The organism is Flavobacterium muglaense (assembly GCF_014305155.1).
GTDB lineage: Bacteria > Bacteroidota > Bacteroidia > Flavobacteriales > Flavobacteriaceae > Flavobacterium > Flavobacterium muglaense.
In genome coordinates this window covers 73,600-90,141 of the sequence record NZ_JACRUK010000001.1, presented here as the reverse complement: position 1 = coordinate 90,141, position 16,542 = coordinate 73,600, and the positions used below count along the sequence as shown (strand labels likewise).

The following is a 16,542-nucleotide window of genomic DNA, read 5'->3' as shown; positions in this document are numbered from 1 at the left end:
ATCGGGTTAGTTGATTGAAGGAGTAATATTCAGGAAGAACGACGCTTTAGATGGTGCTTTTGGTATGAAAAAGGGGATTGTGATAGAGCTGTATGTTTTACGCCTTAAGTTATATTTATTCCAAGCTTTTTAAAGATTTTAATTTATTATAAAAAAAAATATATTTACATGGATTCAGTTTATTTCACAGAAGAACATCAGTTGTTTAGGGAGAGTTTGAAAGATTTTTTACAGAAAGAAGTTGTGCCACATATTGAAAAATGGGAAAAAACCGGGACGATTGAGCGTTTTATTTGGAAGAAATTTGGAGAAATGGGTTTTTTCGGAATCAGATGTCCTGAAGTGTATGGAGGGTTAAATTTAGATTTGTTCTACACCGTAATTTTCCTTGAAGAACTTCAAAAAATCAAGTCGGCTGGTTTTGCTGCTGCAATGTGGGCGCATTCTTATTTAGCTATGACGCATTTGGATGCTGAAGGTGACGAAAGAATCAAACAAGAGTATTTAGCGCCAAGTATATTAGGGGATAAAATAGGAGCTTTGTGTATTACAGAACCTTTTGGTGGTAGTGATGTTGCGGGAATGCGCACAACGGCTGTGAAAAAAGGGGATAAGTATGTGATCAATGGTTCAAAAACGTTTATTACAAACGGAGTTTATGCGGATTATTATGTAGTCGCGGCTAAAACAAGTCCGGATTTAGGAAATAAAGGGATTAGTATTTTTCTTGTAGACACAAATACGAAGGGTATTGCTGCTACCAAGTTAGATAAACTGGGTTGGAGAGCATCTGATACTGCTGAAATTGCATTTGATAATGTTGAAATTCCTGAAGCTAATTTAATGGGTGAAGAAGGAAAAGGTTTTCCTTATATCATGCAACATTTTGCTTTAGAGCGTTTGATTATGGCTATTAATGGTCATGCTAGAGCAGAATATGCTCTTGAGTATACAATTGAATACATGGGGCAGCGTGAAGCTTTTGGTAAAACAATTGATAAGTTTCAGGCTTTAAGACATACTTTAGTAGAACATGCTACAGATGTGGAGCATTGCAAAATATTTAATTATGCAGCTGTTGCGCGATTGGATAAAGGAGAATATGTGGTTAAGGAAGCAACTATGGCGAAGTTGAAATCGACAAAAGTGGCTGATGAGACTATTTATAGTTGTTTGCAAATGTTAGGTGGTTATGGGTATATGGAAGAGTATCCTTTGGCACGTTTATTAAGAGATAGTCGTTTAGGACCTATTGGTGGTGGTACTTCGGAGATTTTGAAAGAGATTTTATCGAAAATGATCATTGATAATAAAAATTACAAGCCTGCTGTTGAATAGTAGTAAATAATGGTTTAGATCTATGGAAGAGTCAATTTAGTTATTGGCTCTTTTTTTTGTGTGAAGGATAGCAGTGAAAATCCTTTTATGGAGTGCAACGGAATAAAAGATTGTAGCGAATAGCCTGACGGCAAACGGGTTTTATGGTGTTGTTTGTTCGTGTTTTTTGCCGGCACACCCAAAATAATTAGTTTTTTATAGTCTTTAAGTCGAAATAATGTTTACTTTTGCAGGCTTAACGAAAGGGGGTGTCAAAATTATGTTAATTATACCAATTAAAGACGGAGAAAATATAGATAGAGCATTAAAGCGCTATAAAAGAAAATTTGATAAAACAGGAACTGTTCGTCAGTTAAGAGCACGTACTGCTTTTATTAAGCCTTCTGTAAAAAATAGAATTAAAGTTCAAAAAGCAGCTTACATTCAAAACATGAAAGACAACTTAGAAAACTAAGTAACTCTTTTTACATGATAATTACCGTTAGTCATTAAAGTTTTTTAACTTTGATGCTAACGGTTTTTTTATTTTATATTATGATTACTACTGTAGCAGCATTTCGGGATTACTTACTTAAAGAGAAAAAATATTCTACCCATACGGTAAACGCGTATTTGAATGATGTTTTGAGTTTTCAAACGTTTCATAAAAATAGTTTTGGTGAGGAGAATATTGTTGATTTGGGTTATGGTCAAATTAGAAATTGGATTGTTTCGCTGGTTAATGGTGGTTTGTCTAATGTTACTGTGAATAGAAAAATGGCTTCTTTGAAGGCTTTTTATAAGTTCCTGTTAAAAACAAAGCAAATAGAGGTTAGTCCGTTATTAAAGCATAAGGCTTTGAGGGTTCCTAAGACGTTGCAGATTCCTTTTTCGGAAAAGGAGGTTGTTGCTGTACTGAGTGATGTAGAAAATCCTGTAGGCTTTGAGGAAGTGCGTAATAAATTGATTATTGATTTGTTTTACACCACTGGAATGCGTCGCACAGAGTTGATTCATCTGGAGGTTGCTAATATCAATGTGGAAAACAGTACGATTAAGGTGTTGGGGAAGCGGAATAAGGAGCGAATTTTACCTGTTTTGCCTATTATTGCCAATCAGTTTTTGTTGTACTTAAAAGAAAGGGCTGATTTAGAATCTATTAAAGATAGCAATGTTTTTTTTCTAACAAAAAAAGGGGTGAAATTGAATGATTCTTTTGTTTATAGGTTAATAAATTCATACTTTAGTAAAGTCTCGGAAAAGGAAAAAAAGAGTCCGCATATTTTACGACATACATTTGCGACTCATTTATTGAATAACGGGGCTGATTTAAATTCAGTAAAGGAATTATTAGGTCATTCTAGTTTAGCGTCAACACAAATTTATACGCATAGTAGTTTATCTGAGCTGCAGAAGGTGTATAAAGAAGCGCATCCTAGGAATAAATAATAATTGAGATAGTTTAACCATTAAAACAAAGAGATTATGAAGGTAAATGTTCATGCAGTTAACTTTGCGGTTGATGCAAAATTAGTAGGTTATATCCAAGAGCGAATGGATAAGTTGGAGAAGTACTATGATAAAGTAGTTTCGTCTGATGTTTATTTGAAGGTTGAAAACACGAGTGATAAGGAAAATAAAATTGTAGAGATAAAAATTAATGTCCCTGGGGATGATTTTTTGGTAAAAAAACAATGTAAGACATTTGAGGAAGCAGTGGAGCTTTCGGCTGAATCATTGGAGAGATTGCTAGTAAAAAGGAAAGAAAAGCTACGTACTCACATTTAATATTAAAATTTTTCAAAAAAATGTTTTGATTGAGAGATAAAATCTATACATTTGCAGTCCGTTAGAAATAGCGGACTTTTTTTATCAATACTGCCAGCGTAGCTCAGTTGGCTAGAGCAGCTGATTTGTAATCAGCAGGTCGTGGGTTCGAGTCCCTCCGCCGGCTCTAAATAAGCAGAAATGTTGTATTTGGCCAAGTGCAATGTTAACGATAAGGAAAGAGGGGAGATACTCAAGCGGCCAACGAGGGCAGACTGTAAATCTGCTGTGTAAACTTCGCAGGTTCGAATCCTGCTCTCCCCACAAAATTCAAATTGGTAAAAAATTTGGGTTTATAAAAATAATAGGCTCTGCCGGTGTAGCTCAGGGGTAGAGTGCTTCCTTGGTAAGGAAGAGGTCTCGGGTTCAATTCCCGACATTGGCTCAAGAATGTATATTTTGAACACTAATAAATATTAATAAAAGATTAAAAACGAAGTAAAATGGCAAAAGAAACCTTTAACCGTTCGAAACCACACTTAAATATAGGTACGATCGGACACGTAGATCACGGAAAAACTACATTAACTGCTGCAATAACTAAAGTGTTATCTGATGCAGGTTACTGTCAAGCAAAATCATTTGATCAAATTGATAATGCTCCTGAAGAAAAAGAAAGAGGTATTACAATTAATACATCTCACGTTGAATATGAAACTGCTAATCGTCATTACGCTCACGTTGACTGTCCAGGTCACGCGGATTACGTAAAGAACATGGTTACTGGTGCTGCTCAAATGGACGGTGCTATCCTTGTAGTTGCTGCAACTGATGGACCAATGCCACAAACACGTGAGCACATTCTATTAGGACGTCAGGTAGGTATTCCTAGAATGGTTGTATTCATGAATAAAGTGGATATGGTTGATGATGAGGAATTATTGGAACTTGTTGAAATGGAAATCAGAGACTTATTGTCTTTCTACGAATATGATGGTGACAACTGTCCAGTTATTCAAGGTTCTGCTTTAGGTGGATTGAATAATGACGCTGCATGGGTACCAAAAATTCTTGAATTAATGGCTGCAGTTGATGCATGGATTGAAGAGCCAGTACGTGATACTGACAAGCCTTTCTTGATGCCAGTTGAGGATTCATTTACAATCACTGGTCGTGGAACTGTTGCTACAGGACGTATCGAAACAGGTATTGCTAATACAGGAGATCCAGTTGAAATCATTGGTATGGGAGCTGAAAAATTAACTTCTACTATTACAGGAGTTGAGATGTTCCGTAAAATCCTTGATAGAGGTGAAGCTGGAGATAACGTAGGTTTATTGTTAAGAGGTATTGATAAAGCTGATATCAAAAGAGGTATGGTTATTATTAAGCCAGGTTCAGTAAAACCACACAACACTTTCAAAGCTGAGGTTTATATCTTGAAAAAAGAAGAAGGTGGACGTCATACTCCATTCCATAACAACTACCGTCCACAGTTCTACGTACGTACAACTGACGTAACAGGAGTTATTACTTTACCAGAAGGAGTAGAGATGGTAATGCCAGGAGATAACTTAACTATTAACGTAGCTTTGTTAAGTCCAATCGCAATGAATGTAGGTTTACGTTTCGCTATCCGTGAGGGTGGTAGAACAGTAGGTGCTGGTCAGGTAACTGAGATAGTAGCTTAATACTATAATAAATATAAAGCCAGTTGATTTACTTCAATGTTGTCACTGGCTTTAACTACGGGCGTAGTTCAAGGGTAGAATAGCGGTCTCCAAAACCGTTGATGGGGGTTCGAATCCCTCCGCCCGTGCAATTAAAATATATATCACAATGGCAAAAGTAGTTAATTACATATCAGAAGCATTTGAGGAATTAAAATCAAATATGACTTGGCCAGAATGGGCTGAGGTGCAACGTCTAACGATTGTTGTGGCTATTTTTTCTGTTTTATTCGCTTTGTCAACATGGGGAGTGGATGAGTTTTTCGCAAAGGTATTAGCTGGATTTTTTAACTGGATAAAAGGATAGTTTTTGTGATGGCAGATAATAATTTAAAAAAATGGTATGTTGTTCGTGCAGTAAGCGGACAAGAGAATAAAGTGAAAGCTTACATAGAAACGGAAATTTCTAGATTAGAAATGGAAGATTATGTTTCTCAGGTACTTGTGCCAACTGAAAAGGTGGTTACTGTAAAAGAAGGAAAAAAAATAGTTAAAGATAAGGTTTATTTTCCTGGTTATGTGATGATCGAGGCTAACCTAGTAGGAGAGATTCCGCATATTATAAAGTCTATTACTTCGGTGATTGGGTTTTTAGGTGAAACTAAGGGCGGGGAACCAGTTCCTTTGAGATTGTCAGAAGTAAATAGAATGTTGGGTAAAGTGGATGAATTAGCTGTTAATACAGATACGCATTCAATACCTTTCAACTTAGGTGAAACAGTTAAGGTTATAGATGGACCTTTTAATGGTTTCAATGGTACAGTTGAAAAAATAAATGATGAAAAGCGTAAACTAGAGGTAATGGTTAAAATTTTCGGAAGAAAAACACCATTAGAATTAAGTTTTATGCAAGTTGAAAAAGTATAATTTTTGTTACACTATAATAAATCATAACAATTGCTTCAATTAATTGTTGTGTTAAATTTTTTAAAAAATGGCTAAAGAAATTAGTAAGGTAGTTAAACTACAAGTTAAGGGAGGTGCAGCGAATCCATCGCCACCGGTTGGACCTGCTTTAGGAGCTGCTGGAGTTAATATCATGGAGTTCTGTAAGCAGTTTAATGCTAGAACACAAGATAAATCCGGCAAAATATGCCCAGTACAAATTACTGTGTATAAAGACAAATCATTTGATTTTGTTATCAAAACTCCTCCAGCAGCGGTTCAGTTATTGGAAGCTGCAAAGCTAAAATCTGGTTCAGGGGAACCTAATCGTAAAAAAGTAGCTAGTGTTACTTGGGAACAAATTAGAGCTATTGCTGAAGACAAGATGCCAGACTTAAATGCTTTTACAATGGAAAAAGCTATGAGTATGGTTGCTGGAACAGCTAGATCTATGGGTATAACTGTATCAGGAGACGCTCCTTTTTAATTAAGAGAAAGACATGGCAAAATTGACAAAAAAGCAAAAAGAGGCTGCTTCAAAAATTGAAAAGAACAAATTATATTCTTTAAAAGATGCTTCTGCATTAATTAAAGTACTTGCTTCTGCAAAATTTGATGAGTCTGTTGATATCGCTGTTAGATTGGGTGTAGATCCAAGAAAAGCGAATCAAATGGTAAGAGGTGTAGTTACATTACCTCACGGAACAGGTAAAGATGTTAAGGTTTTAGCATTAGTTACTCCAGATAAAGAGGCGGAAGCTAAAGAAGCTGGTGCGGACTATGTAGGTCTTGATGAGTATTTACAAAAAATCAAAGACGGTTGGACGGATGTTGATGTGATCATCACTATGCCAGCTGTTATGGGTAAATTAGGTCCATTAGGTCGTATTTTAGGACCTAGAGGTTTAATGCCAAACCCTAAAACAGGTACAGTAACTATGGATGTTGCTAAAGCTGTTGCAGAGGTGAAAGCTGGTAAAATTGACTTTAAAGTTGATAAAACTGGTATCGTACATGCAGGAATTGGTAAAGTTTCTTTTGGAGCTGAGCAAATTTATGACAATGCACACGAAATTATTCAAACATTAATCAAACTTAAACCAACTGCTGCTAAAGGTACCTACATTAAAGGAATTCACCTTACAAGCACTATGAGTCCAGCAATTGCGCTTGACCCTAAAGCAGTATAATTGGTAGTTAAAAATTTTTAGTATGACTAGAGAAGAAAAATCAATCGCGATTGAAGATTTAACTGCACAGTTAGCTGGTACAAATATTGTTTATGTAGCAGATATTTCTGGATTAAATGCAGAAACAACTTCAAACTTGAGAAGAGCTTGCTTTAAAGCAGGTATAAAATTAGAGGTTGTAAAAAACACTTTGCTTGTAAAAGCAATGGAGGTTTCTGAAAATGAATATGGTGACTTACCTTCAGTTTTAACTGGAAATAGTGCTATTTTTATCTCAGATGTTGCAAATGGACCTGGTAAAATCATTAAAGATTTCCGTAAAAAATCGGCTAAGCCAGTTTTAAAAGGAGCTTACATTAATAATGAAGTTTATATTGGAGATGATCAATTAGATGCGTTAGCAACTATCAAATCTAAAGAAGAACTTATTGGAGAGCTTATCGGATTACTTCAATCACCAGCTCAAAGAATTATTTCAGCACTTCAAAACAAATTTGCTGGAGAAGAGCAAGCTGAAGAAGCATAATAAAAGAGGGATTCTATTCCAGATTTATTATTTACAATGCGCACAATAAACAAAATATAATTTTACAAATCATTTTAAAACGATAGAAAAAATGGCAGATTTGAAACAATTCGCAGAACAATTAGTTAATTTAACTGTAAAAGAAGTTAACGAATTAGCAACAATATTAAAAGATGAGTACGGAATCGAACCAGCTGCTGCAGCTGTAGTAGTATCTGCAGGTGGTGGAGAAGCTGCTGAAGAAGCTCAAACTGAATTCACAGTTATCTTAAAAGAAGCTGGTGCTTCTAAATTAGCTGTTGTGAAAATGGTAAAAGAACTTACAGGTTTAGGTTTGAAAGAAGCTAAAGATGTAGTTGATAGTGCTCCAAGTACTGTTAAAGAAGGTGTAACTAAAGATGAGGCAGAAGCTCTTAAAAAATCTTTAGAAGAAGCTGGAGCTGTTGTTGAATTAAAATAATTCTCAATTAGTTTAAAATAAGGTTTAGGTCTTGGGTTTAATCATCCATTGACCTAAACCATTTTTTGCTATAATAAAAGTCTAGATTTTTTTTATTGAAAATCAGGCTTTCATAACAAATTGATTTTACCCATTACGAGGAAAAAAAATTAACAGATAATAAAAAAGTAGTTATCCTAAATTGATTTTTAAAGATGTAATGGTCGTAAATTATAATGTATAAGGCAAATGTCTTATGCGAAAAAAATTACTTTTATAATCAAAATTTTGTCCATTGATGATAACAAATCAGACTGAAAGATTGAATTTTGCCTCTACTAAAAATATTCCTGCATATCCAGACTTTCTAGATGTTCAGGTTAAATCTTTTCAAGATTTTTTTCAATTAGAAACTAAATCTGATGAAAGAGGCAATGAAGGACTTTATAATACCTTCATGGAGAATTTTCCAATTACAGATACAAGAAATAACTTTGTATTGGAATTCCTTGACTACTTTGTGGATCCACCACGTTATACAATTCAAGAGTGTATAGAAAGAGGTCTAACTCATAGTGTACCTTTAAAGGCTAGGTTAAAACTGTATTGTACAGATCCAGAGCACGAAGATTTTGAAACTATTGTGCAAGATGTTTATCTTGGTACAATTCCTTATATGACTCCAAGTGGTACTTTTGTAATCAATGGTGCTGAGCGTGTTGTTGTTTCACAGCTACATAGATCTCCAGGGGTTTTCTTTGGACAGTCTTTCCATGCTAATGGAACAAAATTATATTCTGCTAGAGTAATTCCTTTTAAAGGATCTTGGATAGAATTTTCTACAGATATAAATAGTGTAATGTATGCTTATATCGATAGAAAGAAAAAGTTACCTGTAACTACCTTATTTCGTGCAATTGGTTTTGAAAGAGACAAGGATATCCTTGAAATTTTTGACCTTGCAGAGGAAATTAAAGTTTCTAAAACAGGTCTTAAAAAATATATCGGTAGAAAATTAGCAGCTCGTGTATTAAATACATGGCATGAAGATTTCGTAGATGAAGATACTGGTGAAGTAGTTTCTATCGAACGTAACGAAATAATTCTTGATAGAGATACCATTATCGATAAAGATAATGTAGAAGAAATCATTGATTCTAACGTTAAATCCATTTTGTTACATAAAGAAGATGCTAATCAAGCTGATTATGCTATCATCCATAATACATTACAGAAAGATCCAACAAACTCTGAAAAAGAGGCTGTTGAGCATATCTACAGGCAATTGCGTAATGCAGAACCGCCTGATGAAGAGACTGCTCGTGGTATTATTGACAAATTATTCTTCTCAGACCAACGTTACAATTTAGGTGAAGTAGGTCGTTATAGAATGAATAAAAAATTAGGTTTAAATATCCCGATGGAAAAGCAAGTGCTTACCAAAGAGGATATTATTACGATCGTGAAGTATTTAATTGAATTGATTAATGCGAAAGCAGATATTGATGATATTGACCACTTATCAAACCGTCGTGTTAGAACAGTTGGTGAACAATTGTCGCAACAATTCGGGGTTGGTTTAGCACGTATGGCTAGAACTATTCGTGAGAGAATGAACGTTAGAGATAACGAGGTGTTTACACCAATAGATTTGATTAATGCTAAAACATTATCATCTGTTATCAACTCTTTTTTTGGTACTAATCAGTTGTCTCAATTTATGGATCAAACGAATCCATTAGCTGAGATTACGCACAAAAGAAGATTATCTGCACTTGGACCAGGTGGACTTTCGAGAGAGAGAGCTGGATTTGAGGTTCGTGACGTTCACTATACGCACTACGGACGTTTATGTCCTATTGAAACACCAGAGGGACCAAACATTGGTTTGATTTCATCTCTTGGAGTTTATGCTAAGGTAAACGGAATGGGTTTCATTGAAACGCCTTACCGTAAAGTAACGAATGGTGTTGTAGATCTTGAGTCTACTCCTATTTACTTAAGCGCTGAAGAAGAAGAAGGAATGCTAATCGCGCAAGCGAATATAGCAATGGATAATTCTGGAAAAATTAGTGCCGAAAACGTAATTGCACGTCAAGAAGGTGATTTCCCTGTTATTGATCCAGCACAAGTAGATTATACAGATGTTGCTCCAAATCAAATTGCTTCTATCTCAGCTTCATTGATTCCTTTCTTGGAACATGATGATGCGAATAGAGCCTTGATGGGATCTAACATGATGCGTCAGGCCGTACCATTAATTCGTCCTGAAGCGCCTATCGTTGGAACTGGATTGGAGCGTCAAGTAGCTTCTGACTCTAGAGTATTGATTAATGCTGAAGGAGATGGAACTGTCGAATATGTTGATGCCAATATTATAACTATTAAGTACGATCGTTCTGAAGAAGAAAGAATGGTAAGCTTTGATAGCGATGAGAAAACATATAATCTAATTAAATTTAGAAAAACCAATCAAGGGACAAGTATTAACCTTAAGCCTATCGTAAGAAAGGGAGATAGAGTAATTCTTGGTCAAGTATTGTCAGAAGGGTATGCTACTCAAAACGGAGAGCTTGCTTTAGGTCGTAACTTGAAAGTGGCCTTTATGCCATGGAAAGGATACAACTTTGAGGATGCGATTGTAATTTCTGAAAAAGTAGTTCGTGATGATATTTTTACCTCAATCCACGTAGATGATTACTCATTAGAAGTAAGAGATACTAAATTAGGTAATGAAGAACTAACGAATGATATACCAAACGTTTCTGAAGAGGCTACTAAAGACTTAGATGAAAACGGTATGATTAGAATTGGTGCTGAGGTGAAACCTGGTGACATTCTAATTGGAAAAATTACTCCAAAAGGAGAATCAGATCCTACTCCAGAAGAGAAATTGCTTCGTGCAATCTTCGGAGATAAAGCGGGTGATGTAAAAGATGCTTCATTGAAAGCATCTCCTTCTTTACATGGTGTAGTTCTTGACAAAAAATTATTCGCAAGGGCGGTAAAAGATAAACGTAAGCGTACGCAAGACAAAGATGCTTTGGGTGCTTTAGAAATGGAATTTGAAACTAAATTTGTTGAATTAAAAGACAAATTAGTAGAGAAACTTTTCTTAATCGTTAACGGAAAAACTTCTCAAGGTGTAATGAATGATTTGGGTGAAGAAGTTTTACCAAAAGGTAAAAAGTACACTCAAAAAATGCTTTATGCTGTAGAAGATTTTGCTCACTTAAGCAAAGGACAATGGGTAGCTGATGATGCAACTAATAAAATGGTGAATGAATTAATTCATAACTATAAAATTAAGTTGAACGACTTGCAAGGTTCTTTACGTAGAGAGAAATTCACTATTACTGTTGGGGATGAATTGCCAGCAGGAATCTTGAAATTAGCAAAAGTTTATATCGCTAAGAAACGTAAGTTGAAAGTTGGGGATAAAATGGCTGGACGTCACGGTAACAAAGGTATTGTTGCTCGTATCGTTCGTCATGAAGATATGCCTTTCCTTGAAGACGGAACACCAGTTGATATTGTGTTGAACCCACTTGGGGTACCTTCACGTATGAACATCGGTCAAATTTATGAAACGGTATTAGGATGGGCTGGAATGAACTTGGGTAGAAAATTTGCTACTCCAATTTTTGACGGTGCTTCTCTTGATCAAATTAATGAATTGACTGACGAAGCTGGAGTACCACGTTTTGGACATACACATCTTTATGATGGTGGTACAGGAGAGCGTTTCCATCAAGCAGCTACTGTAGGTGTGATCTATATGTTAAAATTAGGACACATGGTTGATGATAAGATGCACGCACGTTCTATTGGACCATACTCGTTGATTACACAACAACCACTTGGAGGTAAAGCTCAATTTGGAGGTCAGCGTTTTGGAGAGATGGAGGTTTGGGCACTTGAGGCTTATGGAGCATCTAGTACACTTAGAGAAATCTTAACAGTAAAATCTGATGATGTTATTGGTAGAGCTAAAACTTACGAAGCTATCGTAAAAGGAGAGTCTATGCCAGAACCAGGATTACCTGAATCATTCAATGTATTAATGCATGAATTGAAAGGTCTTGGGTTAGACATTAGATTAGAAGAATAATATTTTAGTATTCAGTGTTCAGTTTTTAGTAATCAGTGATAAACTGAACACTTAAAGCTGAATACTGAACACTTTTTTTAATAAGTTTTTAGGATTTAGAGCCGTAAACCGTTCCGATTTTTTATGCAGATTGCTATTTGTGTAACTAGCGCTTTAAATAATAAGTTTAAAGTTTTGAGAAGTAATCCGGAGTAGTAAAGACATGAAGTCCTTTGCTAGAATCAATTTTTAATTGCAATTAAATCAATAGTAAAAACTATGATGAATAATAGAAATAATAATAATAATAAAGATAAGAACCCTGTAAAAAGGTTCAATAAAATATCAATTGGTCTTGCTTCTCCAGAATCTATCTTGAAAGAGTCTAGAGGTGAAGTTTTGAAACCAGAAACAATCAACTACCGTACGCACAAACCAGAGCGTGACGGTCTTTTTTGTGAAAGAATATTTGGACCTGTTAAGGATTTTGAATGTGCTTGTGGAAAGTACAAAAGAATTCGTTACAAAGGGATCATCTGTGACCGTTGTGGTGTTGAAGTTACTGAGAAAAAAGTACGTAGAGATAGAGTAGGTCACATCAACCTTGTTGTGCCAATTGCTCATATTTGGTATTTCCGTTCTCTTCCAAATAAAATTGGTTATATCCTTGGTCTTCCATCTAAGAAATTAGATATGATTATCTACTACGAAAGATACGTAGTAATCCAAGCTGGTATTGCTAAAAATGCAGATGGTGAATCAGTTCAAAGATTAGACTTCTTAACAGAAGAAGAATATTTGAATATCTTGGATACACTTCCTGCAGATAATCAATATTTAGATGATTTTGATCCTAATAAATTTGTTGCCAAAATGGGAGCAGAGTGTATTATGGATTTATTAGCTCGTATCGATTTGGATCAATTGTCTTACCAATTGCGTCATTCAGCTAATAATGAAACGTCTAAACAACGTAAAACTGAAGCTTTAAAAAGATTACAAGTTGTTGAGTCTTTCCGTGAGTCTAACTTGAACCGTGAAAACCGTCCTGAATGGATGATTATGAAGGTAGTTCCTGTTATTCCACCTGAATTACGTCCGCTTGTGCCACTTGATGGAGGTCGTTTTGCAACTTCGGATTTAAATGACTTGTACCGTCGTGTAATCATCCGTAACAACCGTTTGAAAAGATTAATGGAGATTAAAGCTCCAGAAGTGATCTTAAGAAACGAAAAACGTATGTTGCAAGAATCGGTGGATTCATTATTTGATAATACAAGAAAAGCATCTGCTGTTAAAACAGAATCAAACAGACCATTAAAATCATTATCTGATTCCCTTAAAGGTAAGCAAGGACGTTTCCGTCAAAACTTACTTGGAAAACGTGTGGATTATTCTGCTCGTTCGGTAATTGTTGTTGGACCTGAATTGAAATTGTTCGAATGTGGTATCCCTAAAGATATGGCAGCCGAATTATACAAGCCTTTTGTTATCCGTAAGTTGATAGAAAGAGGTATTGTTAAAACTGTAAAATCAGCTAAGAAAATAATAGACAAGAAAGAGCCTGTAGTTTGGGATATCCTTGAAAATGTAATTAAAGGTCACCCGATTTTACTGAATCGTGCCCCTACTTTGCACAGACTAGGTATTCAAGCTTTCCAACCAAAATTAATTGAAGGAAAAGCAATCCAATTGCACCCTTTAGTTTGTACGGCATTTAATGCGGATTTTGATGGGGATCAAATGGCGGTTCACTTACCATTAGGACCAGAAGCTATCCTTGAAGCTCAATTATTGATGTTGGCTTCTCATAATATATTAAACCCTGCAAATGGTGCTCCAATTACGGTACCATCTCAGGATATGGTCTTGGGTCTATATTATATGACCAAAGAAAGATTGTCTACTCCAGAAAAGAAAATTTTAGGTCAAGATCTAATTTTTTATTCTGCAGAAGAAACAAATATTGCATTGAACGAAGGAAGATTAGAATTAAATGCTCGTGTGAAAATTAGAGCAAAAGATTTTAATGATGCTGGTGAATTAGTGTATCAAATTATTGAAACTACTGCCGGACGTGTATTATTTAATGAAGTAGTACCACCAGCAGCGGGTTATATCAATGAAGTATTGACTAAGAAAAATCTTAGAGATATTATCGGTCACGTATTAAATTCAACAAGTGTACCGGAAACGGCTGCCTTCTTGGATAACATGAAAGATATGGGGTATAAATTCGCCTTTAGAGGAGGATTATCATTCTCATTAGGTGATATTAGAATTCCAGAACAAAAACCAAAATTAATTGCAGATGCTAGAGAGCAAGTTGAAGGTATCTCTGCAAATTATAACATGGGTCTTATTACTAATAACGAACGTTACAACCAAGTTATTGATGTATGGACTTCAGCAAATGCTCAATTAACGGAGTTAGCAATGAAAAACATTAGAGAAGACCAACAAGGTTTCAACTCGGTGTATATGATGCTTGACTCTGGGGCGAGGGGTTCTAAGGAACAAATTCGTCAGTTAACTGGTATGCGTGGATTGATGGCTAAGCCTAAAAAATCGACTGCTGGTGGTGGAGAAATTATTGAAAACCCGATTCTTTCTAACTTTAAGGAAGGTCTTTCGATTCTTGAGTATTTCATTTCTACTCACGGTGCTCGTAAAGGACTTGCGGATACTGCCTTGAAAACGGCGGATGCTGGATACTTAACTAGAAGACTTCATGATGTATCTCAAGATGTTATTGTTAACATTGAAGATTGTGGTACATTAAGAGGTGTTGAAGTTTCGGCATTGAAAAAGAATGAAGAAATTGTTGAATCATTAGGAGAAAGAATTTTAGGACGTGTTGCTTTGCAAGATGTAATTAATCCTTTAACTAATGAAGTGTTAATCCAATCTGGAGAACAAATCACTGAGGCAATAATGAAAGTAATTGAAGCTTCTCCAATCGAGAAAGTGGAAGTACGTTCACCTCTTGTTTGTGAAGCGCCAAAAGGTATTTGTGCTAAATGTTACGGTAGAAACTTAGCTACTGGTAAAATGACACAAAGAGGTGAAGCAGTTGGAGTAATTGCAGCACAATCTATTGGAGAACCAGGTACACAGTTAACATTACGTACTTTCCACGTTGGAGGGGTTGCGGGTGGTATTTCTGAAGAGTCTAGCATTGTTACTAAATTTAATGGTAAGCTAGAAATTGAAGATTTAAAAACTGTAAAAGGTGAAGACAACGATGGTAATGCAGTAGATATTGTAGTTTCTCGTTCAACTGAATTGAAATTGATTGACGAAAAAACAGGTATCTTATTAAATACACATAATATTCCTTACGGTTCTAGCATCTTTGTAAAAGACGGTCAGTCAGTTGCAAAAGGAGATGTTATCTGTAAATGGGATCCATATAATGGAGTTATCGTTTCGGAATTCACAGGTAAAATTGCTTACGAAGATTTAGAGCAAGGTCAATCATTCATGGTTGAAATTGATGAGCAAACTGGTTTCCAAGAAAAAGTAATTTCTGAGTCAAGAGCTAAGAAATTAATTCCAACTTTATTAGTTTATGGTAATGATGGTGAATTGATTCGTTCTTATAACTTACCAGTTGGTGCCCACTTGATGGTTGAAAATGGTGAGAAAATTAAAGCAGGTAAAGTATTGGTTAAAATTCCTCGTCGTTCTTCTAAATCAGGAGATATTACAGGAGGTTTACCAAGAATTACAGAACTTTTAGAAGCTCGTAATCCTTCAAACCCAGCAGTAGTTTCTGAAATCGATGGGGTTGTTTCTTTTGGAAAAATCAAAAGAGGTAACCGTGAGATTGTTATCGAATCTAAATTTGGTGACATCAGAAAGTACTTAGTGAAACTTTCAAGTCAAATTCTTGTACAAGAAAATGACTTCGTAAGAGCTGGTGTACCTTTATCTGATGGAGCGATTACTCCTGAAGATATTTTAAGAATTCAAGGACCAGCTGCTGTTCAACAGTATTTGGTAAATGAAATTCAAGAAGTATACCGTTTACAAGGGGTGAAAATTAATGACAAACACTTTGAGGTAGTAATACGTCAAATGATGCGTAAAGTGAGAGTTCAAGATCCAGGAGATACATTATTCTTAGAAGATCAATTGATTCATACGAAAGACTTTATTGTCCAAAATGATAAGCTTTATGGAATGAAAGTGATTGAAGACGCTGGAGATTCGACTAACTTAAAAGAAGGTCAAATTATAACGCCTCGTGAATTACGTGATGAAAACTCACTTTTAAAACGTAATGATAAAAATATTGTTGTAGCGCGTGATGTTATTACTGCTACTGGTACACCAGTTTTACAGGGTATTACTAGAGCATCGTTACAAACTAAATCATTCATCTCTGCTGCATCTTTCCAAGAAACAACTAAAGTATTAAATGAAGCTGCTGTTGCAGGTAAAATTGATTACTTAGAAGGATTGAAAGAAAATGTAATTGTAGGTCATAGAATTCCTGCTGGAACAGGTATGAGAGAATACGATCATACAATAGTAGGTTCAAAAGACGATTACAATGACATGATGGCTAATAAAGAGGAATATATTTACTAAGA

At 35.4% G+C, this 16,542-nt stretch carries 13 protein-coding genes and 4 tRNA genes; all 17 read left to right on the top strand.

The window, feature by feature from the left end; translation table 11 throughout:
* Nucleotides 1–168: 168 nt before the first annotated feature.
* Nucleotides 169–1,338, top strand: a complete 1,170-nt coding sequence (locus tag H8R24_RS00440) for an acyl-CoA dehydrogenase family protein (protein ID WP_187016608.1) — start codon at nucleotides 169–171, stop codon at nucleotides 1,336–1,338.
* Nucleotides 1,339–1,597: 259 nt separating this feature from the next.
* Entirely contained in the window at nucleotides 1,598–1,792 is a 195-nt protein-coding gene (gene rpsU, locus H8R24_RS00435) for a 30S ribosomal protein S21 (RefSeq protein ID WP_007137807.1), read from the top strand.
* Nucleotides 1,793–1,872: 80 nt separating this feature from the next.
* The gene (locus tag H8R24_RS00430; RefSeq protein WP_187016607.1) at nucleotides 1,873–2,766 is read left to right on the top strand and encodes a tyrosine-type recombinase/integrase; all 894 of its coding nucleotides are present in this window, start codon (nucleotides 1,873–1,875) and stop codon (nucleotides 2,764–2,766) included.
* Nucleotides 2,767–2,802: 36 nt separating this feature from the next.
* Nucleotides 2,803–3,105, top strand: coding sequence for a ribosome hibernation-promoting factor, HPF/YfiA family (gene hpf, locus H8R24_RS00425; protein WP_187016606.1), 303 nt, complete (start codon nucleotides 2,803–2,805; stop codon nucleotides 3,103–3,105).
* 92 nt (nucleotides 3,106–3,197) lie between these two features.
* Nucleotides 3,198–3,271: transfer RNA gene (locus tag H8R24_RS00420), tRNA-Thr, on the top strand.
* Nucleotides 3,272–3,327: 56 nt separating this feature from the next.
* Nucleotides 3,328–3,408: transfer RNA gene (locus tag H8R24_RS00415), tRNA-Tyr, on the top strand.
* A gap of 49 nt (nucleotides 3,409–3,457) precedes the next feature.
* A tRNA-Thr gene (locus tag H8R24_RS00410) sits at nucleotides 3,458–3,529 on the top strand.
* A gap of 58 nt (nucleotides 3,530–3,587) precedes the next feature.
* The gene (tuf, locus tag H8R24_RS00405; RefSeq protein ID WP_187016605.1) at nucleotides 3,588–4,775 is read left to right on the top strand and encodes an elongation factor Tu; all 1,188 of its coding nucleotides are present in this window, start codon (nucleotides 3,588–3,590) and stop codon (nucleotides 4,773–4,775) included.
* Nucleotides 4,776–4,832: 57 nt separating this feature from the next.
* A tRNA-Trp gene (locus H8R24_RS00400) sits at nucleotides 4,833–4,903 on the top strand.
* Nucleotides 4,904–4,923: 20 nt separating this feature from the next.
* Nucleotides 4,924–5,121, top strand: a complete 198-nt coding sequence (gene secE, locus H8R24_RS00395; RefSeq protein ID WP_187016604.1) for a preprotein translocase subunit SecE — start codon at nucleotides 4,924–4,926, stop codon at nucleotides 5,119–5,121.
* A gap of 8 nt (nucleotides 5,122–5,129) precedes the next feature.
* Entirely contained in the window at nucleotides 5,130–5,681 is a 552-nt protein-coding gene (gene nusG, locus H8R24_RS00390) for a transcription termination/antitermination protein NusG (protein WP_187016603.1), read from the top strand.
* Between the two features lie 67 nt (nucleotides 5,682–5,748).
* Nucleotides 5,749–6,186: a 50S ribosomal protein L11 gene (rplK, locus tag H8R24_RS00385; RefSeq protein WP_187016602.1), complete on the top strand. Its 438-nt coding sequence runs from the start codon at nucleotides 5,749–5,751 to the stop codon at nucleotides 6,184–6,186.
* A gap of 13 nt (nucleotides 6,187–6,199) precedes the next feature.
* A complete protein-coding gene (gene rplA / locus H8R24_RS00380) occupies nucleotides 6,200–6,889 on the top strand; it encodes a 50S ribosomal protein L1 (RefSeq protein WP_187016601.1) in 690 nt (229 codons plus the stop codon).
* A 22-nt stretch (nucleotides 6,890–6,911) separates the two neighbouring features.
* Nucleotides 6,912–7,415, top strand: a complete 504-nt coding sequence (gene rplJ, locus H8R24_RS00375) for a 50S ribosomal protein L10 (protein ID WP_187016600.1) — start codon at nucleotides 6,912–6,914, stop codon at nucleotides 7,413–7,415.
* Between the two features lie 91 nt (nucleotides 7,416–7,506).
* The gene (gene rplL, locus H8R24_RS00370; RefSeq protein WP_187016599.1) at nucleotides 7,507–7,875 is read left to right on the top strand and encodes a 50S ribosomal protein L7/L12; all 369 of its coding nucleotides are present in this window, start codon (nucleotides 7,507–7,509) and stop codon (nucleotides 7,873–7,875) included.
* Between the two features lie 277 nt (nucleotides 7,876–8,152).
* Nucleotides 8,153–11,965: a DNA-directed RNA polymerase subunit beta gene (gene rpoB / locus H8R24_RS00365; RefSeq protein ID WP_187016598.1), complete on the top strand. Its 3,813-nt coding sequence runs from the start codon at nucleotides 8,153–8,155 to the stop codon at nucleotides 11,963–11,965.
* Between the two features lie 258 nt (nucleotides 11,966–12,223).
* Entirely contained in the window at nucleotides 12,224–16,540 is a 4,317-nt protein-coding gene (gene rpoC / locus H8R24_RS00360) for a DNA-directed RNA polymerase subunit beta' (protein WP_187016597.1), read from the top strand.
* The last annotated feature ends 2 nt before the right edge of the window (nucleotides 16,541–16,542 follow it).